The organism is Agrobacterium sp. MA01, from assembly GCF_009650195.1.
In the GTDB taxonomy this organism is placed as follows: Bacteria; Pseudomonadota; Alphaproteobacteria; order Rhizobiales; family Rhizobiaceae; genus Allorhizobium.
Genome location: NZ_CP045854.1, coordinates 84,516 through 107,987, shown reverse-complemented (window position 1 = coordinate 107,987; position 23,472 = coordinate 84,516). Strand labels below are relative to the sequence as shown.

General features: G+C 60.2%; 22 protein-coding genes and 2 tRNA genes. 7 read left to right on the top strand and 17 right to left on the bottom strand.

What is annotated here, in order from left to right:
* Positions 1-46 precede the first annotated feature (46 nt).
* Together GH983_RS00515 and GH983_RS00510 are read left to right on the top strand one after the other, a co-directional pair.
* A complete protein-coding gene (locus GH983_RS00515) occupies positions 47-1,105 on the top strand; it encodes a DUF1176 domain-containing protein (RefSeq protein WP_153761342.1) in 1,059 nt (352 codons plus the stop codon).
* A 128-nt stretch (positions 1,106-1,233) separates the two neighbouring features.
* Positions 1,234-1,309 (top strand) — tRNA-Thr (locus GH983_RS00510).
* Positions 1,310-1,541: 232 nt separating this feature from the next.
* Here GH983_RS00510 and GH983_RS00505 read toward each other — a convergent pair.
* On the bottom strand, positions 1,542-1,937 hold the full coding sequence (locus GH983_RS00505) for a PRC-barrel domain-containing protein (protein ID WP_054149088.1): 396 nt from the start codon (positions 1,935-1,937) through the stop codon (positions 1,542-1,544).
* A 230-nt stretch (positions 1,938-2,167) separates the two neighbouring features.
* Between GH983_RS00505 and GH983_RS00500 the strand changes: the two genes are divergently transcribed.
* Together GH983_RS00500 and pgi are read left to right on the top strand one after the other, a co-directional pair.
* Entirely contained in the window at positions 2,168-3,874 is a 1,707-nt protein-coding gene (locus tag GH983_RS00500) for a long-chain fatty acid--CoA ligase (RefSeq protein ID WP_069042414.1), read from the top strand.
* Between the two features lie 102 nt (positions 3,875-3,976).
* Positions 3,977-5,605, top strand: coding sequence for a glucose-6-phosphate isomerase (pgi, locus tag GH983_RS00495; RefSeq protein ID WP_153761341.1), 1,629 nt, complete (start codon positions 3,977-3,979; stop codon positions 5,603-5,605).
* A gap of 103 nt (positions 5,606-5,708) precedes the next feature.
* Here pgi and GH983_RS00490 read toward each other — a convergent pair whose 3' ends face one another.
* The 3 genes from GH983_RS00490 to GH983_RS00480 all read right to left on the bottom strand — a co-directional run bounded on the left by GH983_RS00490 (position 5,709) and on the right by GH983_RS00480 (position 8,062).
* A complete protein-coding gene (locus tag GH983_RS00490) occupies positions 5,709-6,128 on the bottom strand; it encodes a hypothetical protein (RefSeq protein ID WP_153761340.1) in 420 nt (139 codons plus the stop codon).
* Between the two features lie 236 nt (positions 6,129-6,364).
* Positions 6,365-7,291, bottom strand: coding sequence for a carbohydrate kinase (locus GH983_RS00485; protein WP_153761339.1), 927 nt, complete (start codon positions 7,289-7,291; stop codon positions 6,365-6,367).
* A gap of 78 nt (positions 7,292-7,369) precedes the next feature.
* Positions 7,370-8,062, bottom strand: coding sequence for an orotate phosphoribosyltransferase (locus tag GH983_RS00480; RefSeq protein ID WP_153761338.1), 693 nt, complete (start codon positions 8,060-8,062; stop codon positions 7,370-7,372).
* 129 nt (positions 8,063-8,191) lie between these two features.
* On the opposite strand from GH983_RS00480, the gene GH983_RS00475 reads away from it, so the two are divergent.
* Positions 8,192-8,347, top strand: coding sequence for a DUF3096 domain-containing protein (locus tag GH983_RS00475; RefSeq protein ID WP_069042418.1), 156 nt, complete (start codon positions 8,192-8,194; stop codon positions 8,345-8,347).
* Positions 8,348-8,416: 69 nt separating this feature from the next.
* On the opposite strand, the gene pyrC is transcribed toward GH983_RS00475, so the two are convergent.
* The 9 genes from pyrC to GH983_RS00430 form a co-directional block, all read right to left on the bottom strand.
* Positions 8,417-9,454, bottom strand: coding sequence for a dihydroorotase (gene pyrC, locus GH983_RS00470; RefSeq protein ID WP_153761337.1), 1,038 nt, complete (start codon positions 9,452-9,454; stop codon positions 8,417-8,419).
* Between the two features lie 66 nt (positions 9,455-9,520).
* Positions 9,521-10,606, bottom strand: a complete 1,086-nt coding sequence (locus GH983_RS00465) for an HD domain-containing phosphohydrolase (protein WP_054149095.1) — start codon at positions 10,604-10,606, stop codon at positions 9,521-9,523.
* 17 nt (positions 10,607-10,623) lie between these two features.
* A complete protein-coding gene (locus GH983_RS00460) occupies positions 10,624-12,882 on the bottom strand; it encodes an ATP-binding protein (protein ID WP_246727466.1) in 2,259 nt (752 codons plus the stop codon).
* On the bottom strand, positions 12,879-13,373 hold the full coding sequence (locus tag GH983_RS00455; protein ID WP_069042420.1) for a molybdopterin-dependent oxidoreductase: 495 nt from the start codon (positions 13,371-13,373) through the stop codon (positions 12,879-12,881). Before GH983_RS00455 ends, GH983_RS00460 begins: the two co-directional genes overlap by 4 nt.
* Positions 13,374-13,390: 17 nt before the next feature.
* Positions 13,391-13,786, bottom strand: a complete 396-nt coding sequence (locus GH983_RS00450; protein ID WP_054149097.1) for a response regulator — start codon at positions 13,784-13,786, stop codon at positions 13,391-13,393.
* Positions 13,787-13,988: 202 nt separating this feature from the next.
* Positions 13,989-14,612, bottom strand: a complete 624-nt coding sequence (locus GH983_RS00445) for a nucleoside triphosphate hydrolase (protein ID WP_153761336.1) — start codon at positions 14,610-14,612, stop codon at positions 13,989-13,991.
* Positions 14,609-15,391, bottom strand: a complete 783-nt coding sequence (locus GH983_RS00440; protein ID WP_054149099.1) for an ATP-binding cassette domain-containing protein — start codon at positions 15,389-15,391, stop codon at positions 14,609-14,611. Before GH983_RS00440 ends, GH983_RS00445 begins: the two co-directional genes overlap by 4 nt.
* Positions 15,391-16,473 carry an ABC transporter permease gene (locus tag GH983_RS00435; protein ID WP_054149100.1) on the bottom strand — a complete coding sequence of 361 codons (1,083 nt, stop codon included), beginning with the start codon at positions 16,471-16,473 and terminating at the stop codon, positions 15,391-15,393. Before GH983_RS00435 ends, GH983_RS00440 begins: the two co-directional genes overlap by 1 nt.
* Before the next feature lie 140 nt (positions 16,474-16,613).
* On the bottom strand, positions 16,614-17,639 hold the full coding sequence (locus GH983_RS00430) for a sugar ABC transporter substrate-binding protein (protein WP_054149169.1): 1,026 nt from the start codon (positions 17,637-17,639) through the stop codon (positions 16,614-16,616).
* Positions 17,640-17,870: 231 nt separating this feature from the next.
* Here GH983_RS00430 and GH983_RS00425 point away from each other — a divergent pair, with 231 nt between their 5' ends.
* Both GH983_RS00425 and GH983_RS00420 read left to right on the top strand, forming a co-directional pair.
* Positions 17,871-19,115: an ROK family transcriptional regulator gene (locus tag GH983_RS00425; protein WP_054149101.1), complete on the top strand. Its 1,245-nt coding sequence runs from the start codon at positions 17,871-17,873 to the stop codon at positions 19,113-19,115.
* A complete protein-coding gene (locus GH983_RS00420; protein ID WP_054149170.1) occupies positions 19,099-19,527 on the top strand; it encodes an RbsD/FucU family protein in 429 nt (142 codons plus the stop codon). The genes GH983_RS00425 and GH983_RS00420 overlap by 17 nt, the downstream gene beginning before the upstream one ends.
* 14 nt (positions 19,528-19,541) lie before the next feature.
* On the opposite strand, the gene GH983_RS00415 is transcribed toward GH983_RS00420, so the two are convergent.
* The 4 genes from GH983_RS00415 to GH983_RS00400 form a co-directional block, all read right to left on the bottom strand.
* Complete coding sequence (locus GH983_RS00415; RefSeq protein WP_054149102.1) at positions 19,542-20,276, bottom strand: Crp/Fnr family transcriptional regulator; 735 nt, start codon at positions 20,274-20,276, stop codon at positions 19,542-19,544.
* Between the two features lie 157 nt (positions 20,277-20,433).
* Positions 20,434-21,474 carry a 4-hydroxyproline epimerase gene (locus GH983_RS00410; RefSeq protein ID WP_069042423.1) on the bottom strand — a complete coding sequence of 347 codons (1,041 nt, stop codon included), beginning with the start codon at positions 21,472-21,474 and terminating at the stop codon, positions 20,434-20,436.
* 288 nt (positions 21,475-21,762) lie between these two features.
* Positions 21,763-21,839 (bottom strand) — tRNA-Arg (locus GH983_RS00405).
* 277 nt (positions 21,840-22,116) lie between these two features.
* Positions 22,117-23,445, bottom strand: a complete 1,329-nt coding sequence (locus GH983_RS00400; protein ID WP_210251763.1) for a hypothetical protein — start codon at positions 23,443-23,445, stop codon at positions 22,117-22,119.
* Positions 23,446-23,472 lie beyond the last annotated feature (27 nt).

The following is a 23,472-nucleotide window of genomic DNA, read 5'->3' as shown; positions in this document are numbered from 1 at the left end:
CTGCCGCTGCTAGCGTCCCCGCAACACTGATTTGCGGGGACCCCATATGCGTCTATCCACTTTGAGCCTAACGCTTGCCGCTCTGGCCGGCAGCTCCTTTGCCGTCAACGCTGCCGACGGCGCCTACAAGGAGTTCAAATCCTGGCAGGTGAGTTGCTCGCAGACGCAGTCCTGCAGCATGCGCCAATTCATCTCCGACAACCCCATCTCGGGCTTGGAGCTGCAGCGCAGTGGCTTGCCGGAAGCGCCCGTCGCGCTTTTGATTTCCCCTTCCGAGAGTGCTCTTCTTGAGGATGAGGGTGAGCTGACTGTTGCGATTTCGATCGACGGCGGTGCGCCAGCAACCTTCAAGGACAGCGAAATCGCGATCGACGCAAATGCGCAGGCTCTCTCGCTGTCCGGCGACTTCATCGGCAGCGGCCTGATCGACAGCCTGAAAAACGGCACAACGGCCAAGATCACCATTTCCCGCAGTCAAATGACTGCCGAAGGCGACGTCCCGCTTGCGGGTGCTGCCGCGAGCCTGCTGTTCATCGACGAGTTCCAGAAACGTGTCGGTCACGTCGATGCCATGAGCGCCAAGGGCGACAAGGCCCCGAATCCGCCGCCGCCGGTATCGGACATCCGCCGCTTCGCTGACTTCCCCGAAACAGTCCGCGCCCGCTTCGCCGATGGGGGCGAATGTGCGGAAACGGAAGAAGCCATGCTTGACGGCAACGCGCTTGCCCACAAAATCGCCGAGGAGCAGACACTTTATATTACGCCCTGCGGCATGGGCGGCGCCTACAACTTTCCCTATGCCGTCTTCGTGGAAGTCTATGGCACGGTATCTACACTGCCTTTCCCGACGATGCAGGAGGGCGCACCGAGTGCCGTCACCAGCGCCTTCAATCTGAGTTATGATTACGAGGCGAAGGCCTTCTCCGCCTTCTTCAAGGGACGCGGCGTGGGCGATTGCGGAACCTACAACGAATGGAAATTCGCAAAAGGCGCAATGGGCCCGCAACTCGTGCTCGTCGAGGAGGCGTTCAGGGACTGCCCGGCCGAGATCGACGAAAACGAGGTCGTTGATCCTGCAAACTGGCCGAAGTCCTGGCCTCTCTGATAATCGGAAAGCAAACAGGGCGGCTGCGGAATTTTTCCGCGGCCGCCGAAATGCGTCTTGAAATCAGCGGACAATCCCTGTATCAGCCCCTCACCAAACGCGACGGGATTTTTCCCGCTCCAGCGCTGGCCGCTTTAGCTCAGGTGGTAGAGCACATCATTCGTAATGATGGGGTCGCAGGTTCGAGTCCTGCAAGCGGCACCATTTCCTGAAATATTCTAAGGCCCTTCCCTTCCCCGCCGAGACATTCTGTGCAATGAGCGCCGTCGGGCGCGAGTGCCGTAAACTTTAGTACGGGCTCGGGCGGGTTGATTGACGTCTCTCCTGCTGCAGCGCGATTACGCTGCCGTCCACCTTGCCCAATTCCATCGACACGAACGGCAAAAGGGCCCCGACTTGCGAGGCCCTTCCGGCAATTTGATTGGTGATCGGCCGATCAGATCCAGTATGGCGGAACACCATAGTAGTCGTAGACCGAGCGACCATTGTTGCGATACCACTCATCGCTATCGTCGCGGGCGCGCGGCGCACCCTCGACCTGTTCCTTGGTCAGATCGATGCGATAGCCGTCCAAGCTCTCGTCATAAGTGAGCTTTTCCCAGGGGAGCGGATAATAGTCGTCGCCAATTCCCCAGAAGCCGCCGAAGCCAAGGACGGCGTAGGCAACGCGTCCACCCTTCTTCTCGAGGATAACGCGCTGGATGGAGCCGATGCGGTCACCATCGCGGCCATAGACGGCAGTGCCTTCGACCTTGTCGCTGGCGATCAGGCTCGGGGTGTCCTTGACGTAAGGATCCTGGCCGGCGGCGGTGTTTCGTTTTTCCTGCAACATGAGAAGTCCTCCTTCTTGGTTGTCGATGAAAGAGGTAACGGGTGGCCCTCAAGCATGGTTCCCCACAAACCACTTGAACAGCCAAGCGACAGAATGTTGACGTTTACGTCAAGGTTATATAGCGTTCTCACACTTGCACTGCCGGTGCGAAAGCATAAGCTTTCGGGACCTGAGGAGGAACCAGTCCCGAAAGGGCGTGCCGGCAGACCAATGATTTTCGGGAGGATTACATGACGGAAACTCTGAGCCGCCTCAGCGGCCGCGCCGCGGAAAAAATCTGGGTCAACTCCTATCCGGCATCGGTTCCGGCCGAGATCGCACCGCATGCGCATCCATCGCTCGGGGCGCTTTTCGAAGCGAGCTGCGCGAAATTTGCCGACCGCCTCGCCTTCTCCAGCATGGGCCGCGGCATGACCTTCCGCGAACTGGAACAGCAGTCCCGCAAGGTCGGCGCCTGGCTGCAGTCGAAGGGCCTCGTCAAGGGCGACCGCGTTGCCGTGATGACGCCGAACATCCTGCAGAATCCTGTCACCGTCTACGGCATCCTGCGCGCCGGCATGACGGTCGTAAACGTCAACCCGCTCTACACCCCGCGCGAACTCGAGCACCAGCTCAAAGATTCCGGCGCCAAGGCGATCGTCGTGCTTGAGAACTTCGCCCATACGGTCGAGCAGGTCGTGGCGCGTACCGACGTCAAGCATGTCGTGGTCTGCACCATGGGTGACATGCTCGGCCTCAAAGGCCACATCGTCAACCTCGTTGTGCGCAAGGTCAAAAAGCTGGTGCCTGCCTGGTCGATCCCGGGCAATACCGGCTTCAAGGCCATGCTGGCCGAAGGTGAAAAACGCACCCTGAAGCCTGTCGAGGTGGTGTCCAGCGATGTCGCCTTCCTTCAGTATACCGGCGGCACCACGGGGGTTTCCAAGGGCGCGACGCTCACCCATGCCAACCTGCTCGCCAACAAACAGCAGATCGCGCTCTGGCTGGAAGCCGCCTTTGCCGGGCAGAACCGCCCTGACGTGCTGAACTTCGTCTGCGCGCTGCCGCTCTATCATATTTTCGCGCTGACGGTGAATTCGCTGATGGGCGTGGCGCTCGGTGCGCACAACCTGCTGATCGCCAATCCGCGCGACATCCCGGCCTTCATCAAGGAGCTGCAGAGCTTCAAGGCGCATGTCTTCCCGGGCCTGAATACGCTGTTCAACGCGATGATGAACAATCCGGAATTCAAGAAGATCGACTTCTCCTCGCTGATGCTTGTGCTCGGCGGCGGCATGGCGATCCAGCGACCGGTTGCCGAGCGCTGGCTGGAGATGACGGGGCGTCCGATCACCGAAGGCTATGGCCTCTCCGAAACATCGCCGGTTGCGACCGTCAACCGCCTCGATGCGCGTGAGTTCACCGGCATGATCGGCCTGCCGCTGCCTTCTACCGACATCGAGATCCGTGACGAGGATGGTGTCACGATGGCGATCGGCGAAGTCGGCGAGATCTGCATCCGCGGCCCACAGGTCATGGCCGGCTACTGGCAGCGCCCGGAAGAGACCGCCAAGGTGATGAGCGATGACGGCTTCTTCCGCTCCGGCGACATGGGCCTCATGGACGAACGCGGCTATGTGAAGATCGTCGACCGCAAGAAGGACATGATCCTCGTCTCCGGCTTCAACGTCTATCCGAACGAGATCGAGGAAGTGGCTGTCATGCATGCCGGCGTGCTCGAATGTGCTGCCGTCGGCGTGCCGGACGAGCATTCGGGCGAAGCGGTGAAGCTCTTCGTGGTCAAGAAGGACGAGAACCTGACCATCGACGAGCTGAAGGCGCATTGCGCCGCCAATCTCACCAACTACAAGCGGCCGCGCTATATCGAATTCCGCACCGAACTGCCGAAAACCAATGTCGGCAAGATCCTGCGGCGCGAGTTGCGCGACGGAAAATAAATCGATTTAAATTTGGGGAGGCTCTAGCCTCCCCTTCGTCTTGATCCCGTCTCAAGTCGCTAATAAGGTCCCCGGCATCATCGTCGAACCAGGGACATTCCGATGCAATCCATCATCGACACGCTGACGAGCACGGTCGCCGCCACCCATGCCGAAGACCTGCGCGCCGCCTTTGCCGCCGATCCTGAGCGCTTCAGCCGGTTTTCCGCTTCGCTCGACGACCTCATGATGGATTACTCCAAATGCGCCGTAAACGACGAGGTGCTCGATCAGCTCGAGCAGCTGCTGGTGACGGCCGGGGTCGCCGAAAAGCGCGACGAGATGTTCTCGGGCGCACCGATCAATTTCACCGAGGGGCGCGCCGTTCTCCACACGGCGCTGCGCAACCGCTCCAACCGTCCCGTCATGGTCGATGGGCGCGATGTCATGCCTGATGTGAACGGCGTGCTCGACGCCATGGGCAAGTTCGCCGATGGCATCCGCTCCGGCGAGATGAAGGGTGCCACCGGCAAGGCGATCACGGACGTCGTCAATATCGGTATCGGCGGCTCGGATCTCGGGCCTGTCATGGCGACGCTTGCGCTCTCGCCCTTCCATGACGGCCCGCGCCTGCATTTCGTCTCCAATATCGACGGCGCGCATATTGCCGACACGCTGAAGACGCTTGCACCCGAGACCACGCTCTTCATCGTGGCGTCGAAGACCTTCACCACCATCGAGACGATGACCAACGCCCAGACGGCGCGCGCCTTCATTGCCGGTGCGCTAGGCAAAGCGGCCGTCGGCCATCACTTCTGCGCCGTGTCGACCGCGCTCGACAAGGTCGCCGCCTTCGGCATCGATCCGGCCCGCGTCTTCGGCTTTTGGGATTGGGTCGGCGGGCGTTATTCGATCTGGTCGGCCATCGGCCTGCCGCTGATGATCGCGATCGGGCCCGACAATTTCGGCGATTTCCTTGCCGGCGGCCATGCCATGGACGAGCATTTCCGCAACGCCCCCTTCCGTGCGAACCTGCCGATGCTGCTCGGCGCGCTTGGCGTCTATCATCGCAACGTGCTGAACTATGCGACGCGGGCGATCCTGCCCTATGACCAGCGGCTGTCACGCTTCCCGGCCTATCTGCAGCAGCTGGACATGGAATCGAACGGCAAGAGCGTCACCATCGACGGAAAGCCGGTCCAGGGCGCGTCGGGGCCTGTCGTCTGGGGCGAACCCGGCACCAATGGCCAGCATGCCTTCTACCAGCTCATCCACCAGGGCACGAGCGTCATCCCGGCCGAATTCCTGATCGCCGCCAACGGCTTCGAGCCGGAATTGCGCCACCAGCACGAACTCTTGATCGCCAATTGCCTGGCACAGTCGGAAGCCCTGATGAAGGGCCGCACGCTGTCTGAGGCCAAGAGCCAGTTGACCGCCAAGGGTGTTGCCAGCGAAGAAGCCGACTTCCTCGCCCCGCACCGCGTCTTCTCCGGCAATCGCCCGTCGATCACCTTCGTCTACAAGCAGCTGACCCCCTATACGCTCGGGCGCCTGATCGCGCTCTACGAACACCGCGTCTTCGTCGAAGGCGTCGTCTTCCGCATCAACTCATTTGACCAATGGGGCGTGGAGCTCGGCAAGGAGCTGGCAACGGGTCTGCTGCCGGTAGTGCAGGGCAAGGTCGCCGCGACCGGGCATGACAGCTCGACGGTTGGGCTGGTCTCGGCGCTGGCGGAGCGGAAGATGGGGTGAGGAGACGGGGGATCGAGGTATTGCCTGTAACAGGCTGCTCTTTGATCCTCAGTTTCGCGGAGAGATTTCGGCCATCGTGCCTCGAACCACGATTACCGTGGCCTTAACCTCCGCTTCCTGAAGCTTGAACGCGCTTTCGGAAAGTTGCGGCTATCGTCTGAGCGCTAGCGCCTCCTCCGACAATTAGCAGCACCTGAAGCTCGTCCTGATCTCGGATCAGCGCAATTTTCATTGACTTTTTCTGACCTCCGTTCTGCCAAACGCCAGTGCCCAGTGCAGAAGGCAACTCGGCTGCCGTACGTTTAGGAACAGGTACGGCCGCTGCATACCAGTCGTTGTTGGCAATGACTTTAAGCGCATCTCCAACCCGGGTGATGGTGAGCGAGCACTTGCGACATTCACCGGCGCTAGACTCTACCTGCCGCCAGGTCCCTTCGAATTCTCCGGCTTTTGCAGAAGCGACACCTGCAGCTGCGATTAAAGCCGCAAAGCACAATGACTTAAACTTCGAATAAAGGTTCATTTCCCGCCTCCAACAGCCAAACACAATCTATGGTGGAGACGTTGCCCGGGGCTTAATTTTTCAGACTGTATTTTACTGTTCGGAACGGAGTGACCTGCGCGTCTGCTAGTTCTCGCGGACGGCACCAACTTTACGTTGATTCATGTAGAGATGCCCCGGCATCGGCAGGCCGAATATACCCCGCCCTTGCAAGACGCTACGCAAATCGTATGGCGATCCTTGCGGTCGTGTCCGTCTCAGAACCCAATCTCAGCCGCCGTTGGCGGGTTGGCCCCTGCCCGCGACACAGTCACGGCTGCCGCCTTCGCGCCGACCATCAGGGCCTCGCGCACAGCCTCTTCCGAGAGCTTTGCTACCGTCTCCTTGGTCAGCAATCCCTGACGCTTCAAGGAAGCCAGAATGCCCGCATCGAACGTATCGCCAGCGCCGACGGTGTCGACGACTTCGACCTTGTTCGAGGGCACCGAGACCTTGAAATTGGCGGTGTAGGCTGTCGCCCCTTCCGCGCCCTTGGTGAGCACCACGAGCTTGGCGCCGCGCGTCAGCCAGTGGGCGGCGCGTTCGTCCTGGCTGCCCTGGAGATCGAACCAATCGAGGTCTTCATCCGAGAATTTCAGGATGTCGGACATATCGGCCATGCGGGCGATGCGGGCCTGGTGAGCCGCCTTGTCCTTGATGAAGCCGGGGCGGATGTTCGGGTCGAGCGAGATGACGCGAGTCTTGTGCTCGCGGGTCATCAGCGCCTCATAGGTGGATCCACAGGGTTCCGGGATCAGGCTGATCGCACCGAAATGCAGGGCCTCACAGCTATCATCGAGCACGGGCAGATCGGCTTCGGTAATCATCCGGCCGGCCGTGTTTTCGTCGTAGAAGGCATAGGATGCCTGGCCGTTCGTCAGCTTGACGAGCGCGATCGTGCAGGGGCGCGAGAGCGTGGCGCAATAGCTGAAATCGACGCCCGAAGATTTCAGCGTGTCGCGCAGAATGTCGCCCAGCATGTCGTCGGAGAGGCCGGTAAAGAAGCCTGTCTTGATGCCCAGACGGCCAAGCGCAATTGCCGTGTTGAAGATAGCGCCGCCGGCATAGGGCGCAAAGGCGCGCTCGCCGAGCGTGGTTTCGCGTGGCAACATGTCGATCAGCGCTTCGCCGCAACACAGGATCATCTCGACCTCCCAAGGATTCCGTTTCAATCGATTTAAACGAAGCTGCTCTTATTTTCCAGTGCGACTTTGGGCATTCGCTCAGCCGAGTGACGAAATCCCACCATTGCGACCCGACCATTTGAGCGGGGCATCGAGGAAGGCCTCGACCTCCGACAGCGTCTTCTCGTCGAACAGCTTCTGGTCGCGGGCAACGGCCAGGACATTGCGCCAGGTGGCGATGTAGTGGAGCTTCACCTTGCCATCATCGAAGCGCTCAAGAGCCTCGGGGAAGATGCCGTAGAAGAAGAGCGCGATGCCGTGATCGACCACGCCGCCGGCAGCCCTGATGGCATCGATGAATTTGAACATGCTGCCGCCGGCGGTCGTCAGGTCCTCGATCACGAGAACGCGCGACCCTTCCGGCATGTGGCCCTCGATCTGTGCGTTGCGGCCGTGGCCCTTGGGAGCCTTGCGGACATAGATCATCGGCAGGCCGAGACGGTCTGCGAGAAGTGCTGCGAAGGGAATGCCCGCCGTCTCGCCACCAGCGATGCAGTCGAACTGCTCGAAGCCGGCATTGCGCATGAGCGTCGCTGCGGCAAAATCCATGACACTGGAGCGAACGCGTGGATAGGAGAGGAGCTTGCGGCAATCGATATAGACAGGGCTCTTCATGCCCGAGGAGAGCTTGTAGGGCTCGGCCGCATTGAAATGTACCGCCTTGATCTCCCAGAGCATCTTCGCCACGAGTTCGGCCATCACGGCGGGATCGGTGAAGGGGGTCTGGATCATGGGGGGCTCCTGTCTGTCTGGTTTCTTCGGCAATAGCAGCTAGCCGGGCGACCCGCCAGATGGGCGTGGCATGGAACAATCAGCCTCGACAGATCTTTACGGCTCACCATCCACGAAGGACAAATCTCCATGGACAACATGCTCGTCATTCAGCCGCTCATCGCTCTCATCGCCGGCATTCTCATTCTCATCATGCCGCGCCTTTTGAACTATGTGGTCGCGATCTATCTTATCGTTATCGGCGTGCTTGGCCTCTGGCCGCAGCTCGGCTCGCTCGGAACCTGACGCAGGCTGTTTCAGCCCCTCCACGCCTTCAAAAAAATGCCTCGCGTTATCAGCGAGGCATTTTTCGGTTCAGGCGACATCCCAGTGCAGCGGGAATTTCGGATTGAAGACCGTCACCGGCCCGGCGCCCGTGAAGATCTTGCCCGGAAACTCGACCGGCTCTGTGCGCTTCACCAGGGTAATGGTCTCTTCGTTTGCGGGCAGCCCGTACCAGGCCGGTCCGTTCAGCGACGTGAAGGCCTCGAGCTTATCGAGCGCATGCTCCTGTTCGAAGACATGGGCAAGGCAGCTCATGGTGTTGATCGAGGTATAGATGCCGGCGCAGCCGCAGGCGCATTCCTTCAGCGGGTCGACATGCGGCGCGCTATCGGTACCGAGGAAGAACCTGGCATCGCCGGAGACGGCAGCCTTACGCAGCGCCTGACGGTGGTTCTCGCGCTTGGCAACCGGCAGGCAATAGTAATGCGGCTGGATACCGCCGACGAGAATGTCGTTGCGGTTGATGATCAGATGATGGGTGGTGATCGAGCCGGCGAGATTGCGCTCGGCGCTGCGGATATACTCGATGCCGTCCTCGGTGGTCACGTGCTCCATCGTGACCTTCAGTTCCGGCAGGCGCTTGCGCAGCGGATCGAGAACCGTATCGATAAAGACCTTTTCGCGGTCGAAGATGTCGACTTCGGGCGTCGTCACCTCGCCATGGACGCAGAGCGGCAGCCCGACCTTTGCCATGCGCTCCAGCACGGGCATGGCCTTCTCCATGTCGCGCACGCCACCATGGGAATTGGTCGTCGCACCGGCAGGATAGAGCTTCACCGCCGTGATCAGGCCGGAGCGTTTGCCCTCTTCCACGTCATCGGGATTGGTGTGTTCCGTGAGATAGAGCGTCATCAACGGCTCGAAGCGGTCGCCCTGTGGCACCGCCTTCAGGATCCGCTCTCTATACGCACGCGCATCATCGGTCGTTACCACCGGCGGTACGAGGTTCGGCATGATGATGGCGCGGGCGAAGTGGCGGCTCGTGTCGCCGATCACGCCTTCCAGCATCGCACCGTCGCGCAGATGCAAATGCCAGTCGTCGGGGCGGCGGATGGTGAGGGATGACATGGGGCGAGCCTCCGGCTTGACGAGAACTCGCCGCCCTTAGCATGTCCATCCCGCCGGATCAAAGGATCAGGCGACCCGTTCGTTCGCTGATACGATCGTCTTTTCCGCTTCCTCCATCTGCTCACGGCGATCCTGCTCCATGATCGCCTGGATCCGCGGAAGCGCCCGCTCGAAGGCGGCCACACAATCCGGATCGAACTGGGTGCCAGCGCGGCCGAGGATATGCTCGACCGTGCGCTCAAAGCTCCAGGCCGGCTTGTAAGGGCGTTCCGTCGTCAGCGCGTCGAAGTTGTCGGCAACGCAGACGATGCGGCCGGAGATCGGGATCGCGGTCCCCACGAGACGGTTCGGGTAGCCCTGTCCGTCCCAGCGCTCATGGTGGCTGGCGGCAATCTCCGAGGCCAGTTGCAGAAGCGAGGAACGGGAGCGCCCGAGAATGTCGCTGCCGATTTCTGCATGCGACTGCATCTGGCGATATTCGGCTTCCGTCAGACGCCCCTGCTTCAGAAGAACCGTGTCGGGCATCGCGACCTTGCCGATATCGTGCATGGGAGCCGCCAGCCGGATGTCGTGGCAGACATGGCTCGGCAGACCCAGCTCGATCGCGATCGCTTCCGAATAAGCCGCGACACGCAATGTGTGGCGGGCCGTCTCGGGATCCTTGTACTCGGCAGCGAGGGTCAGGCGATGGATGATCTCCTGCTCGCGCTCGCGCAGTTCGCCCACGGCACGTTCGACCTCGCGGCGAAGCCACTCGGCCTGGTCGGCAAGCTGGCGACGGGCACGGGAAAGGCTGACGATATTCTGCACACGCGCCTGAAACTCGACCGGGTTCACCGGCTTGGTCAGGAAATCGATCGCACCGGCATTGAGAGCCGCCATGCGGGTCGTCATGTCCTTATCGGCGGTGACGAAGATCACCGGGACGTTGGCATATTTCTCGAAACGGACGATCTCCGTATAGAGCTCCACCCCGTTATACACCGGCATCTGGTAATCGATGATGGCAATGTCGAAATCGAGCTCCGGCAGGGCTGACAGCACGGAATCGGGGCTCGCAAAAGGCAAGGCTTCGCAGTGATCGAGCTTACCGACGAGCTTCGTCAGGAGCTTCAGATTGGTGCTGTTGTCGTCCACCAACAAAATACGCATGAACGCCTCCGTGCTTCTCAGGCAACCAGTTTGAATTTCAGAGCGAGAATTTCCTCGCCCAGCATTTCGATATCCGCGGCAACCGGTCTCTGGCTGCGCAGCGCGTGGGCCTTTACGGCCAGATCATTGAGCCCGACATTCGAGGCTGCGCCCTTGATGGTGTGCAGGACACGGTCGATTTTCTCAGGGTCGTTGCGGCGAAGGGCCTCGTTCAGCTCATCGAGCAGACTGGTCGCATCGTCGAAGAAGGATTCCACCAGCTCCTGGAACACCTCTTCGCCCAAGGCATCCACCAGTTCGGCGTGACGCGCTTCGTCCAGCCCCTCGATGCCGAGGGCGGGCATGTGAAGCGGGATCTCGGCAAAATCCAGTTCAGGCAATTCAAGCTTCTGCGGGGCCGTCGTCGTGGCCGCTGCCGGCGCACTTTCGCGTGCGGAAGACGTCGTGTGGGCAATCATTTTCTTCAATCTCTCAAGTGTCACTGGCTTGGATTCAAATCCCTGCATGCCCGCATCAAGGCAACGGCGTCGATCGTCGTCAGAAGCGTTTGCGGTCATGGCGATGATCGGCACATCGGCAGAGGGGCCGCGCTCGGCAATGATGCGCTTCGTCGCCTCGATGCCGTCCATGACAGGCATCTGCATGTCCATGAGGATCAAATCGAAGCGCTGCTCTCGAGAAATGGACACGGCTTCAGCACCGTCATTGGCAATCTCGACATCCTGGCCCAGTCGCGCCAGGAAACGGGTGGCGACAATCTGGTTCACCTTGTTGTCTTCGACCAACAGGATGCGGCATCGCGGCAACGTCTCTTCGGCGACGACCTGCGCGGCGAGACCGTTCGCTTCTTCGCGGGTTACCGGGACAACGCCCAGTTCGAACCAGAAGATCGAGCCGACACCGACCGTGCTGCTCATGCCGAGCTCGCCGCCCAGCTTCTCGACGATCTGCTTGCAGATGGTGAGGCCGAGACCGGTGCCGCCATAGCGACGGCTGATCGAGGCATCGACCTGGGAAAAGGGCTTGAACAGCTTGTCGAGGCCGGCCTCATCGATGCCGATGCCCGTATCTTCCACCTCGAAGCGGATCATCAGCTTGCCTTCGCGGTAGAAGTCGCGCAGGCGCAGCGTCACCGTGCCGTGATGGGTGAACTTGACGGCATTCGACAGGAGGTTGAGGAGAACCTGGCGCAGACGCGTCGGGTCGGTCTTGACGTAGAGCGCCTGCAGGGAATCCGGCAGGTCGAGGATCACCGTGTTCTCGTGATCGTCGGCGCGGCCGCGGATGATGCTGACCGTGCTTTCAGCGAGCGCGCAGACGTCGAAGGCACGCTCCTCCAGCTCGAGCTTGCCGTGCTCGATCTTGGAGAAGTCGAGGATCTCGTTGATGATCTCGAGCAGGGCCTCGCCAGACGAGCGGATGGTTTTGACGCTCTGGATCGTGTCGTCGGGCAGTTCCGAAAGCTCGAGCAGTTCCGACATGCCGAGGATCGCATTCAGCGGCGTACGGATCTCGTGGCCCATGGTGGCCATGAATTGCGACTTCGCGCGGTTGCCGGCGTCAGCCGCTTCATAGGCCTCACTCAATTGAGTTGCCATGACCTGCAATTCATGGCTCGACTGCCGGACCGAGCGAAGCTGTCGATTGAGCGTAATGACGAGGAAGACCACCGACACCATCAGCAGGCTCAGCATGACGGTGGAGGTTCGCTCCAGGCTGAGGATCGTTGACCGGCTATCGGCGCGCTCGTGGCTGACACGGGTATTGGTATAAAGCAGGAAATCCTCTGCCACACGGCCCATGGAAACCAGTGCAGTGTCGAGTTCCTGCAGCTGCCCGGAGGTCGGAGTTATCCCGTCCGCATAGTCATCAAAGATCGGCTGGACCTTGCGGACACCTTCCGTCACGGCGGCGATGTAGCCGCGAATAAGCTCGTCGCCGGAGAAGTAGGTCCCGAACTTCGCTTGATCGAGGATCGAGACGCGGGAATAGAGGATGTCGTAGCGCAGGGACAGATCGTTGAGCAGTTGCGGATCCTGTGGATCGGCTTTCGCGCTGCTCAGGCTATGACTGAACTGTCGTACTTCGCGGTCCAGTTGATAGACCGACCAGAGCGAATTTTCGCGGACGCCATCCTCCATGATCCGGTATTGGCGCGCGATATCGACAAAGAGAACCAGAAGCACGATCAAAAGCACCGCAGACACGGTCTGCAGAACGAAGGCAACGGTGCCTCCGCCTGCAAATTTCCGAGCTTTGGCGCCTGTCAGTGTCACTGGCCGACCTCGATTTCCTTGATCTGCCAGACAGACCGCGAGAAATACTTCTCGTTGAACAGGTCTGCATTCAGATCGAATGGATAGACCAGCATCAGCGGGCCCTTGTCGCGGATCGACATGGGCTTGCCATCAATCTTGGTGGCGAGGATCGTGTCGAGCTTGGCATCTTCGGCCGGCACATCGGCGGCGTAGTCGTTCAGGGCGCGGACCTTCAAATTCGTGCCGGTCGCACCGACTGCAGCGAGGATTTCGCGCAGGAGCGGGCCTTCGAAGGTCACCCTGCCAGTTGTCCAGGGCGTTTCCATCTCGCCCTTGCGGCCTTTCAGCTTCTCCAGCATCGCCATGTCGAACTGAGCGGCGTCACCGGCGTTGGTATTGGAGATCTTGCCCGTCACGGTCAGCACGACCGGTCCGCTCGGCGCTTCCAGCGCCAGGGCGGCCGTTGCAGAGAGACCGATTGCAAGTATCGCAGCGATAATGCTTTTCATGGTGCAGCTCCTTCCGATCAGGCCGAACGCAGTTCCGGATGCACGGCGCCTGCGCCGATGTGATCCGAAAGCAGCTTGCGGAAGGCGACCGCTTCAACCGGCTTGTGCAGGAAGTCCGTTATACCGGCGGCCTTTGCTTCCTCGCGAAGACGCGGCTCGTCGTCTGCCGTCACCATCACCACAGGAACATCACGGTAACGGTCCATCAGGCGCACGGCCTTGACAAACTGAAGCCCGGACATGCCCGGCAGCATGTGGTCGACAATCAACATTTCGAAGTTCTCGGCATGACACAGCATCAGAGCCGTGTTGCCATCGCCGGCAACCTTGATCTCTTCAACGGTGACCTTCTTTGCGAGATGCTTGATGATCATCGCATTGGTCGGATTGTCTTCGACAATTAGTATGGCCATTTCCAAACCCCCATGAACACGCCCAGCCCAGGCTCCGTCGGCCTTCCAGGCCGGACGGGAACTGCGTTAACCTTTCATGGAGGAGTTGTATCAGGGGGAGGCTGAAATTCGCTGAACCAAACCGGTACAATTTTACCGATGGCACATTTAATTAGAACTTAAGAATTTTCGCAGGCTCGACTACACCTTGAGACGGGCGTGTTCACAGCGTATTGAAGGTGAAATCGGCCGGCGCGCTGCGCTCGATGACGAGCCTACCATTGGGCAAATCATTGCCTTCCACTTTCGCTTCGATCTGTGCCGGTGTGAGACCATAATGGGTCCAGCGTGCTACGAGCCTGCGCTCCAGTTCGCTGATCGGCGGCGCGACCATGACGGTAAGATCGAAGAGATCCGCGAGGCTTGCCCAGCGCCCCTGCTGCAGCAGCAGATAGTTGCCCTCGGCAATGACGATGCGATCTTCCGCGACAATGCATCGCGCGGCGGCGATGGCGAGTTCGCGGTCACGATCGAAGACGGGCGTGAAGACTTCACCGCCGGCCTTGACGGCTCTCAGGATGTCGCCCAGGCCCCTGATGTCGAAAGTATGCGGAGCGCCCTTGCGGGCGATGTCACCGCGCTCTTCAAGGATCGCATTGTCGAGGTGGAAGCCATCCATCGGCAGAACTGCGCTACGGTGGCCCCTCTCCGTCAGAGTTTGATGCAATCGATCCGCCAAAGTTGACTTACCCGCGCCTGGTGGTCCGGCCACACCTACGAGCAGGCGGACGCCATCCTGCGCCCGCCGCTCGATCTCAGTGATCAGATCATCCAGCACCGGCGTCATGCGGCGCGCTCGACCTCTGGGGCCGGACGGGCGCCGGTCATGAAGGCGACGGCATCCGACATGGTGTAGTCCTTAGGATTGATGACGCAGAGACGCTTTCCGAGACGGTGAACGTGGATGCGATCGGCAACCTCGAAGACATGCGGCATGTTGTGACTGATCAGCACGATCGGCAGGCCGCGCGAGCGGACGTCAAGGATCAGTTCGAGTACCTTGCGGCTCTCCTTGACCCCGAGTGCTGCCGTAGGCTCATCGAGGATGATGACCTTGGAGCCGAAGGCCGCCGCACGCGCGACTGCCACACCCTGGCGCTGGCCGCCTGAGAGCGTCTCCACCGCCTGATTGATGTTCTGGATCGTCATCAGGCCGAGTTCGGACAGCTTGTCGCGGGCGATCTTCTCCATCGCCGGCCGGTCCAGCTTACGGAATACGCTACCCATGATGCCCGGTTTGCGCAGTTCGCGGCCGAGGAACATGTTGTCGGCAATCGAGAGTGCCGGCGACAGAGCGAGGTTCTGGTACACGGTCTCGATGCCGGCATTGCGCGCATCGATCGGCGAGCGGAAATTGATCTGCTTGCCTTCGAGCCTGATCTCGCCCTCATCAGGCGAAACGGCACCGGAGATCGCCTTGATCAGCGAAGACTTGCCGGCCCCGTTGTCACCGATGACCGCGAGGATTTCGCCGGGATAAAGATCGAAGTCTGCCTGATCGAGGGCGGTGACGCGGCCGTAACGCTTGACCAGGCCGCGGGCTGTGAGAATGGGTTCCTGGGTCATCAGCCTGCTACCTTTCTGATCCACTGGTCGATTGCCACGGCGGCGATGATGAGAACGCCGATCAAGAGATAGGTCCATTGCGGGTCCGTGCCGATCAGGCGCAGGCCGAGCTGGAAGACACCGACGATCAGCGCGCCGAAGATCATGCCGAGGATCGAGCCACGCCCGCCAAAGAGCGAAATGCCGCCGATCACCACGGCCGTGATGGATTCGATATTGGCAAACTGTCCGGCGGTCGGGGAAACCGAGCCGATTCGGCCGATCAAGGCCCAGCCGGCGAGCGCGCAGATGAGGCCGGACAGCGTGTAGACGGAGATCAGCATGCGCTTGACGTTGACGCCTGCGAGTTCCGCCGCATCCGGATCGTCACCGACCGCATAGACGTGGCGGCCCCAGGCGGTGTGGTTCAGCACATACCAGAGGAGTGCAACGAGGAGCACCATGGCGATAACGCCATAGGTCAGTACCGCGCCGCCCATGCGGATGTTCTCCCCGAAGAACTTAAGGATCGGCGCGTTCGCATCGATGTCCTGGCTGCGGATCGTCTCGTTGGCGGAATAAAGGAAGTTGGTGGCAAGCACGATCTGCCACATGCCGAGCGTCACAATGAAGGGCGGCAGTTTCATGCGCGCCACGAGCACCCCATTGATGAAGCCGCAAAAGGCGCCGACACCGAGACCGCAGATCACGGCAAGCTCGGGAGGAAGGCCATAGCGGAAGGCAAACTGGCCCATGACCACCGACGACAGAACCATGATGGCGCCGACCGAGAGATCGATGCCCTTCGTCAGGATTACCAGCGTCTGCGCTGCTCCAACGATCCCGACAATCGCGACCTGCTGCAGAATGAGCGTCATCGTGAAGGCGGAGAAGAACTTGCCGCCGAGAATAAGGCCGAAGACGGCGATCGACAGAACAAGCACGATCAGCGCAACGGCTGCCGGGCTTGAATGCAAGAAATGCTGGAAGCGCTCGAGGGCACTCTTTTCATGACGGTCGAACGAGGCGACTTCGGTCGAACTCGACGACAGGACCTTTTCAAATTCTTGCGTGGTCCGCGTCTCGGGATTGGCCGGCTGCATGGGTCATCCTCCCTGCCGTTGGTCTCAGTATTTTACATGAAGGATACGCCCGACCTGCCGCCGCGCAAAGGCCGGGCGTTGCGCCTAGCGGCGGGAGACGAGCTCCCGCCGACGTTTCAGTTCAGGCGCAGGAGTTTCGATCAGCCCCAGCACTTCTCGGTGCCGACCTTGGTGTCGATCGACTCGACGCCGGCTGCCGGCTTGTCGGTGACGAGGGCGACGCCCGTGTCGAAGAAGCTCTTGCCTTCGGAGGCCGCCGGCTTTTCACCGGTGTCTGCGAACTTCTTGATCGCTTCGATGCCGAGCGATGCCATCAGCAGCGGATACTGCTGCGAGGTGGCACCGATGACGCCTTCGGCGACGTTCTTGACGCCCGGGCAACCGCCGTCGACCGACACGATCAGCACGTCACCTTCCTTGCCAACGGCCTTCAGCGCTTCATAGGCGCCGGCGGCTGCCGGTTCGTTGATGGTGTGAACGACATTGATGGACGGATCCTTCTGGAGAAGGTTTTCCATGGCGGTGCGGCCGCCTTCTTCATTGCCGTTGGTGATGTCATGGCCAACGATGCGCGGATCGGTTTCGTCGCCGATCTTGTTGATGTCGACCACGTCAATGCCGAAGCCCTTCATGAAGCCCTGGTTACGCAGGACGTCGACCGACGGCTGCGAGGGGGTCAGGTTGAGGAAGGCGATCTTGGCGTCCTTGGCGGCGTCGCCGAGGGTTGCTGCTGCCCACTTGCCGATGAGTTCGCCGGCGAGAAGGTTGTCGGTCGCGAAGGTCATGTCGGCAGAATCGATCGGCTCCAGCGGCGTGTCGAGGGCGATGACGAGGAGACCTGCGTCACGGGCCTTCTGAACAGCCGGAACAATGCCCTTGGTGTCGGATGCGGTGAGCAGAATGCCCTTTGCGCCGTCGGCGATGCAGGTTTCGATGGCGGCAACCTGGCTTTCGCTATCGCCGTCGACCTTGCCGGCATAGGACTTGAGCGTCACGCCAAGCTCGGCGGCCTTGGCGGTCGCGCCTTCCTTCATCTTGACGAAGAAGGGGTTGGTGTCGGTCTTGGTGATGAGGCAGGCAGAAACGTCGGCTGCCTGTGCCGGGGCGGCGAAAACAACGCCGAGGGCAAGGGTCGACAGGGCAGCAGTGATCAGAGACTTTTTCATTTGGTAATCCTCCCGAATGGTGTCGGCCAGCTCCTCCGGCCGCAGCGTGTCGGCACGGATCACCTTCCGGCGATCCGATCGGCTGCCATCAGGCATCCACTCCTCCACGGGCCTATTTAGAACATGAGGACATTTCAGCTGTCAATAAATAAATCCAGTTGAATTATTAAATCGGTGTGACATTCTGCGAGCGCTTTCGTAAAAGGAAGCGGTCGGGAGGAGCGGCCTTCAGTGTCACAGGATGATCATGCACGACTGGCGGATCCGGCGCCCAGGGTGAGCGCCGGCGGCGGCTCGAACCAGGTGCGCGTGCGCGCCTATAACGAGCGGCTGGTGCTATCGCTCGTGCGGCAGAATCCTGGCTGTTCGAAGGCCGATATCGCTCGCCTTACCGGCCTTTCCGCCCAGACCGTCTCGGTTATCATGCGCTCGCTCGAAAGCGACGAACTCTTGATGCGCGGCGAACCGATCCGCGGCCGTGTCGGCCAGCCCTCCGTTCCGATGTTCATAAACCCGGAAGCGGTCTTTTCCTTCGGCGTGAAAATTGGCCGCCGAAGCGCCGACCTCGTGCTGATGGATTTCGCCGGCACGATTCGGGAGCAACGCCACCGCACCTATCGCTACCCCCATCCCGATCATCTCCTGCCCTTCATCTGTGACGGCATCGCCGCCATGGAAGCTGAAATGGACGAACACACGCGGGCACGCATTGCCGGAATCGGCATTGCCGCCCCCTTCGAACTCTGGAACTGGGCCGAGGAAGTCGGCGCACCGGAAGGGGCGATGGATATCTGGCGCAAGGTCGACCTGCAGGTCGAGGTCCAGAGCCGCATGGCGCATCCCGTCTATCTGCGCAACGACGCGACCAGTGCCTGCGGAGCAGAACTGGTGTTTGGCGCAGGCCAACGCTACCCGGATTTCGTCTACTTCTACATCGGCTCATTCATCGGCGGCGGCATCGTCGTCAATTCGTCCCTCTTCGTCGGCCGAACCGGGACCGCAGGAGCGATCGGCCCCCTGCCCGTCCGCGACAAACACGGCCAGACGCGCCAGCTTCTCGACATCGCCTCGATCTTCGTTCTCGAGAACCTGCTGCGAGAGCGCGGGCTCGATCCCCAGCCGCTCTGGTATGCAGCGGAAGAATGGATCGACTTCGGCGAGCCGCTGGAAATCTGGATCCAGGATACGGCAGCAGCGCTGGCCCAGGCCGTGATCGCGGCCGCATCGATCATCGACTTTGCTGCCGCGATCATCGACGGCGGCTTCCCGGCCTGGGTTCGCCATCGCCTGGTCAAGGCCACCATCGAGGCGATGAACCGCCTCGACCTGCAGGGCGTCGTCATTCCCGACATCGTCGAGGGCGAGGTCGGCGATCAGGCCCGCGCCATCGGCGGCGCCAGCCTGCCGATCTTCGACCGCTATCTCATCGATCAAACCGTGTTGTTCAAGGATACCACCCATGCTGAAGGGCATTGACCCCCTCCTAAGCCCCGAACTTCTCGCCACCCTCCGCGCCATGGGCCATGGCGACGAGATCGCCATCGTTGACGGCAACTACCCTGCGCTCGAACATGCGCGGCGCCTGGTACGCCTCGACGGGCATCACCTCGTGCCCGTGCTGAACGCGATCCTCAGCGTGATGCCGATCGACGATTTCGTGCCGGAGGCGATCTTTCGGTCTGTCGTCGGTGGGAGGCCGGACCAGGTCGATCCGGTGCATCAGGAGATCATCGACTGCTGCGCAAAGCATGAGCCGAAAGTACCCGTGACGAAGCTGATCGGTGCGGATTTCTACAACCGGGTCAAGGCCGCCCATACCGTCGTGCAGACGGGTGAGCCGCGCCTCTACGCCAATGTGATCCTGCGCAAGGGCGTGATCTACCCCTGATCCAGCGACTGCGCTCAGCCCTCGAGGGCGCGCGAGATCCGTCGGGACAGTTCCACGGGGTTCTTCAGAACGATGGCGCGGCTGGTGCGCTCCACCAGCTGTTCGCGCGCCAGCCTCGACATCTCGCGCGACACCGTCTCTCGGCTGGCGCCGATATGTTCTGCCAGTTCCGCATGCACCAGCGGCGGCGAAATTATGCGTTCGCGACCACCGTCGTTGCGCACGCGCGAAAGCCTGAGCAGCGTGTTGTAGAGGCGATGCTTGGTGTCGAGGAACGAGAGTTCCGACAGGCGATCGTTCATCGCCCTGATACGCTTCGAAAGAAGCTGCAGCAGCGCCAGCGCGACATCAGACCTCTGCCGCAGAATGTCGAGAAAGACGATGCAGGGGATCACGGTCACCGTTGCGTCGCTAACGGCCATGAGGCTTGCGGAACGGGCCATGTCATCGATGGCGGACTGTTCGCCGAGGATGTCGCCGCGCTTGAAGCTGCCGAGAATGGCCTCCTTACCGACGGAGAAACGCAGCACGGCGCGGATCTCGCCCGTCTGGACGATGAAGACATCCTTGGACATATCCTCGAAGTCGACCAGACTTTCGCCGGCACTCAGCGTACGAGAATGGCAGCGCAAAAGCCATTCGCGGTCCTCTTCCGGCGTGAGACCAGAAAAAATCGCACATCCGCGCAGTGTCGGAAGCGTTGTTGCCGGAAGCGGCAGGGCGGAGCCTGTCGTAGCGTTTGCTTTCATTTACGGATTACTTGTCGCGTTCATGACGATGGAGCTTACTTATTCGCCGGTATCGATGCTTAGCAAGATGTCGAAAACCAAGACCCTTACAATTCGGCTACCGCAGAGCATCGAATTTCATTCAATTTGAAACAATGCAGAAACCGGTGCGCAAGAGTCAACCGATGGAACCCGATGACGGCCCCCAGACGTCGGTGAGGGCAAAGCCCCGCTCGAAGGGATCGAAGGGATCGAGCGCGACCTGATGCAGGCCGAAGGTGAAGCCTCGGCCGCTGATGGTCGGGATGACGGCCGGACGACCGGCCACCTCCGACAGGTCGGCGAGGCCCACCTCGAATTCAGAACCGATGATCGAGCGGGACAGCATCGTGTCGCCGACCGCGACCTTGCCTCGGGCGTGCAGCGTCGCGAGATTGGCAGAGTTTCCGGTGCCACAGGGCGAGCGATCGACGCGACCCGGCCACATCGTGGTGCAGGTGCGGATTGCACCGTCAGGATCGACATCGCGGAACATCACATAGGCAACGCCGGAAATGGCCGGGATCTCGGGATGGACAACGGGGATCTTGCGATTGATCTCTTCCTTCAGGATCATGCCGGCCTCGACAAGCGCCCGGGCATTGCCCTTTTCGATCGTGAGCCCGACCTGACCGACATCGACGAGCGCATAGAAGATGCCGCCATAGCTCAGATCGAAGGTGATGCGGCCCCATTGCTCGGTGTCGAGCGTCACATCCAGCTCGTGCACGAAGGACGGCACCATGGTGAGCTTGACGCGCTCGCAGCGCCCGTCACGGCAGGTGGCGGTCGCCTTGACGAGTCCGGCTGCCGTTTCCAGCATGACGACCGTCTCGGGCTCCTGCATCTCGACCATGCCGCTTTCCAAAAGCGCCGTCGTCACGCAGATCGAGTTGGAGCCGGAGCTCGCATGGGCCTGGTCGGGCTGGAGAATGACGAAGGCGGCATCGGCGGAGGGGTTCTTCGGCGGCAGCAGCAGGTTCACGGAGCCTATCGGTGCGCCGCGCGGCTCGAGCACCAGCATGCGCCTCAGCGCCTCGCCCTTGGGATCCGTGTTCAGCCAAAGCAACTGCTCGGCGACGGTCTCACCCGGGATCTTCGGCACGCCACCGATGGCGACCTTGCCGATTTCACCCTCGGCGTGAACGTCGAGCAATTGAAGAGTGCGCTTCCATCTCATGTCATTACCCCATGCCGGTCGACCAGCCCGTCGCGAAAGCGGGCCACTGCCCTTCAAGAGCACAAGCTTATGCGACATCTCAAGGGGATACATCACAGGTGGCGACCTGCAACGTTGCCGGGGCCGTGTTAAATCAGGGGAACGAGATATCCAAGTGCTTTTATTGCGTGTTCATGAAAACGGCTTTGGCGATCACCCGCGAGTAAGACCGCACGGAGATTCACGGCAATGAGCTTGCCCTTGGTCAGCTGACGCCGACAATCATGCCATGATGAAAGCGAGAGTAAATGGCGCACCCGAAGAGATTCGAACTCCTGACCCCCAGATTCGTAGTCTGGTGCTCTATCCAGCTGAGCTACGGGTGCCTCGACCTAGGGCCCTGATTTCCCTGTTGCACGTTGATTGAAAAAAATCCACCCACTGCCGAGACGCAGCTTGGCTGTGACAGGAGTGTGACCGACGAACGGGCAAACAATAGCCTCACGGCGCCTGAATGTCCAAGGAAGGGTACCACCTTGTTTCCCTACTCCAATAGACGATACCTGCTTTGTAGGGCCACGCAAACTCCGAGAAATTTTTTCTCGGAGTACTATTTCACCACTACCAACCACGTCGCTAAAAGGTTTCCTCGACGTCGCTCACCTACTTTAAAAACTGGTCGTATGTTGGCCTTACGACATTCGGCACGGTGCCGGGATCAATAAGACCCAATGCCTTGATAAAGTTCCTCTTACAGGAGCCTGACGCTGCCACCCGCCTACCCAGATAATTACTATTTGAACTCGCCAGCTGAAGCATTGTCGCAACCTCCAGAGGCGAGAATCCTTGAATTATCTTGTCGTAGCTCGGCACTGCGGCGTTGGAGACTCCGTATCCATTTCCTATCCTGCAGCAAACCACAACTCGGACGAACTCTTCCTGAATTGTTTCGGGAACCGCACCTTGACTTGAGAGTTCATGCAATCGTTCTGCGAACGGCGGTTCGTTATAAAAGTTATCTGTCGCAGTATGCACCGACCACAGACGGTCAATGGCTCTATGGAATATGTTGTGCTGCTCGGATTCATTAAGCAGTTTGATCAGTCCAAGTTTCTCAAAAAATTGAGAAGATGCGGTGTAGCGTGGCTCGTCGCCCTTCGCTGCATATTCCCCATGCTTGTGAACCAGATCAGAGCGAAGGGACTGTGTGAACCCATTTACAAGGGCCTCACAGATTTCAAGCGAATTGAGACGGGCCGGTTCTGAGGTGTTGGGATCACAGTAAATGCCGTGAACCATCCCGATTAAAAGTTGCCGCTGAGCCGCATGAGTCTGCAAAAGGCGATCAACCCACGTAGTCAGCTGATTTGCAGTGAATCTTCCACCCTTCAACGCACTGATAAACGATCCAATATCTACGCCCTTGGGAGACGATGCGTCAGCGAGCGCATACCGGACACATCGATTAAGGAATGTTGTGAACTCGCGATCATTGACCGCTCCCATCGTTGGATGGGCAGCTGAGAAGTTATTACGGATATCTCTGCACTGGTCTAGGAAAAAGAAGCCGTCTTCATCCACCAGATTTATCTTCAAACATAGATCTAGCAGCTTGCTATCCTGCATCTCATTGAGATGTTTTTCTTCGAAGTCTGCCTGAAGAATTTGAGCTACTACGGGCAACCCGAACGTACGCACTTTCGTCCTGAGATGTATTATGGCGGCATTCCAAATATAGTTCATCGCACCGTCAAACAGTCCGGCGCTTACCGCAACGCACATCCTCGCGACCAACTCACCACGCAAGTCGACCGGGATTTCCTTCAGTTCACGAGGCAGGTCACGCCATGCGTGCTCGATATCATCGTCGCTAGCGAGGACGTCGCGAGGAACTCCTAGTGCGGCAGTGAGGGCTGCAATGGCAGGAAGCACCGTGTCAGGAAGCGCCGGAAGATTCGGCGGTGCTGCTTTTGCGATAATGAGTCCGGACAATATCTAATCCCTCCGTAACAATGACAA

Coding starts and splice junctions, on each gene's coding strand:
- GH983_RS00515 (WP_153761342.1), top strand. CDS start 47: ATGCGTCTATCCACTTTGAGCCTAACGCTTGCCGCTCTGGCCGGCAGC.
- GH983_RS00505 (WP_054149088.1), bottom strand. CDS start 1,937: ATGTTGCAGGAAAAACGAAACACCGCCGCCGGCCAGGATCCTTACGTC.
- GH983_RS00500 (WP_069042414.1), top strand. CDS start 2,168: ATGACGGAAACTCTGAGCCGCCTCAGCGGCCGCGCCGCGGAAAAAATC.
- pgi (WP_153761341.1), top strand. CDS start 3,977: ATGCAATCCATCATCGACACGCTGACGAGCACGGTCGCCGCCACCCAT.
- GH983_RS00490 (WP_153761340.1), bottom strand. CDS start 6,128: ATGAACCTTTATTCGAAGTTTAAGTCATTGTGCTTTGCGGCTTTAATC.
- GH983_RS00485 (WP_153761339.1), bottom strand. CDS start 7,291: ATGATCCTGTGTTGCGGCGAAGCGCTGATCGACATGTTGCCACGCGAA.
- GH983_RS00480 (WP_153761338.1), bottom strand. CDS start 8,062: ATGATCCAGACCCCCTTCACCGATCCCGCCGTGATGGCCGAACTCGTG.
- GH983_RS00475 (WP_069042418.1), top strand. CDS start 8,192: ATGGACAACATGCTCGTCATTCAGCCGCTCATCGCTCTCATCGCCGGC.
- pyrC (WP_153761337.1), bottom strand. CDS start 9,454: ATGTCATCCCTCACCATCCGCCGCCCCGACGACTGGCATTTGCATCTG.
- GH983_RS00465 (WP_054149095.1), bottom strand. CDS start 10,606: ATGCGTATTTTGTTGGTGGACGACAACAGCACCAATCTGAAGCTCCTG.
- GH983_RS00455 (WP_069042420.1), bottom strand. CDS start 13,373: ATGAAAAGCATTATCGCTGCGATACTTGCAATCGGTCTCTCTGCAACG.
- GH983_RS00450 (WP_054149097.1), bottom strand. CDS start 13,786: ATGGCCATACTAATTGTCGAAGACAATCCGACCAATGCGATGATCATC.
- GH983_RS00445 (WP_153761336.1), bottom strand. CDS start 14,612: ATGACGCCGGTGCTGGATGATCTGATCACTGAGATCGAGCGGCGGGCG.
- GH983_RS00440 (WP_054149099.1), bottom strand. CDS start 15,391: ATGACCCAGGAACCCATTCTCACAGCCCGCGGCCTGGTCAAGCGTTAC.
- GH983_RS00435 (WP_054149100.1), bottom strand. CDS start 16,473: ATGCAGCCGGCCAATCCCGAGACGCGGACCACGCAAGAATTTGAAAAG.
- GH983_RS00430 (WP_054149169.1), bottom strand. CDS start 17,639: ATGAAAAAGTCTCTGATCACTGCTGCCCTGTCGACCCTTGCCCTCGGC.
- GH983_RS00420 (WP_054149170.1), top strand. CDS start 19,099: ATGCTGAAGGGCATTGACCCCCTCCTAAGCCCCGAACTTCTCGCCACC.
- GH983_RS00415 (WP_054149102.1), bottom strand. CDS start 20,276: ATGAAAGCAAACGCTACGACAGGCTCCGCCCTGCCGCTTCCGGCAACA.
- GH983_RS00410 (WP_069042423.1), bottom strand. CDS start 21,474: ATGAGATGGAAGCGCACTCTTCAATTGCTCGACGTTCACGCCGAGGGT.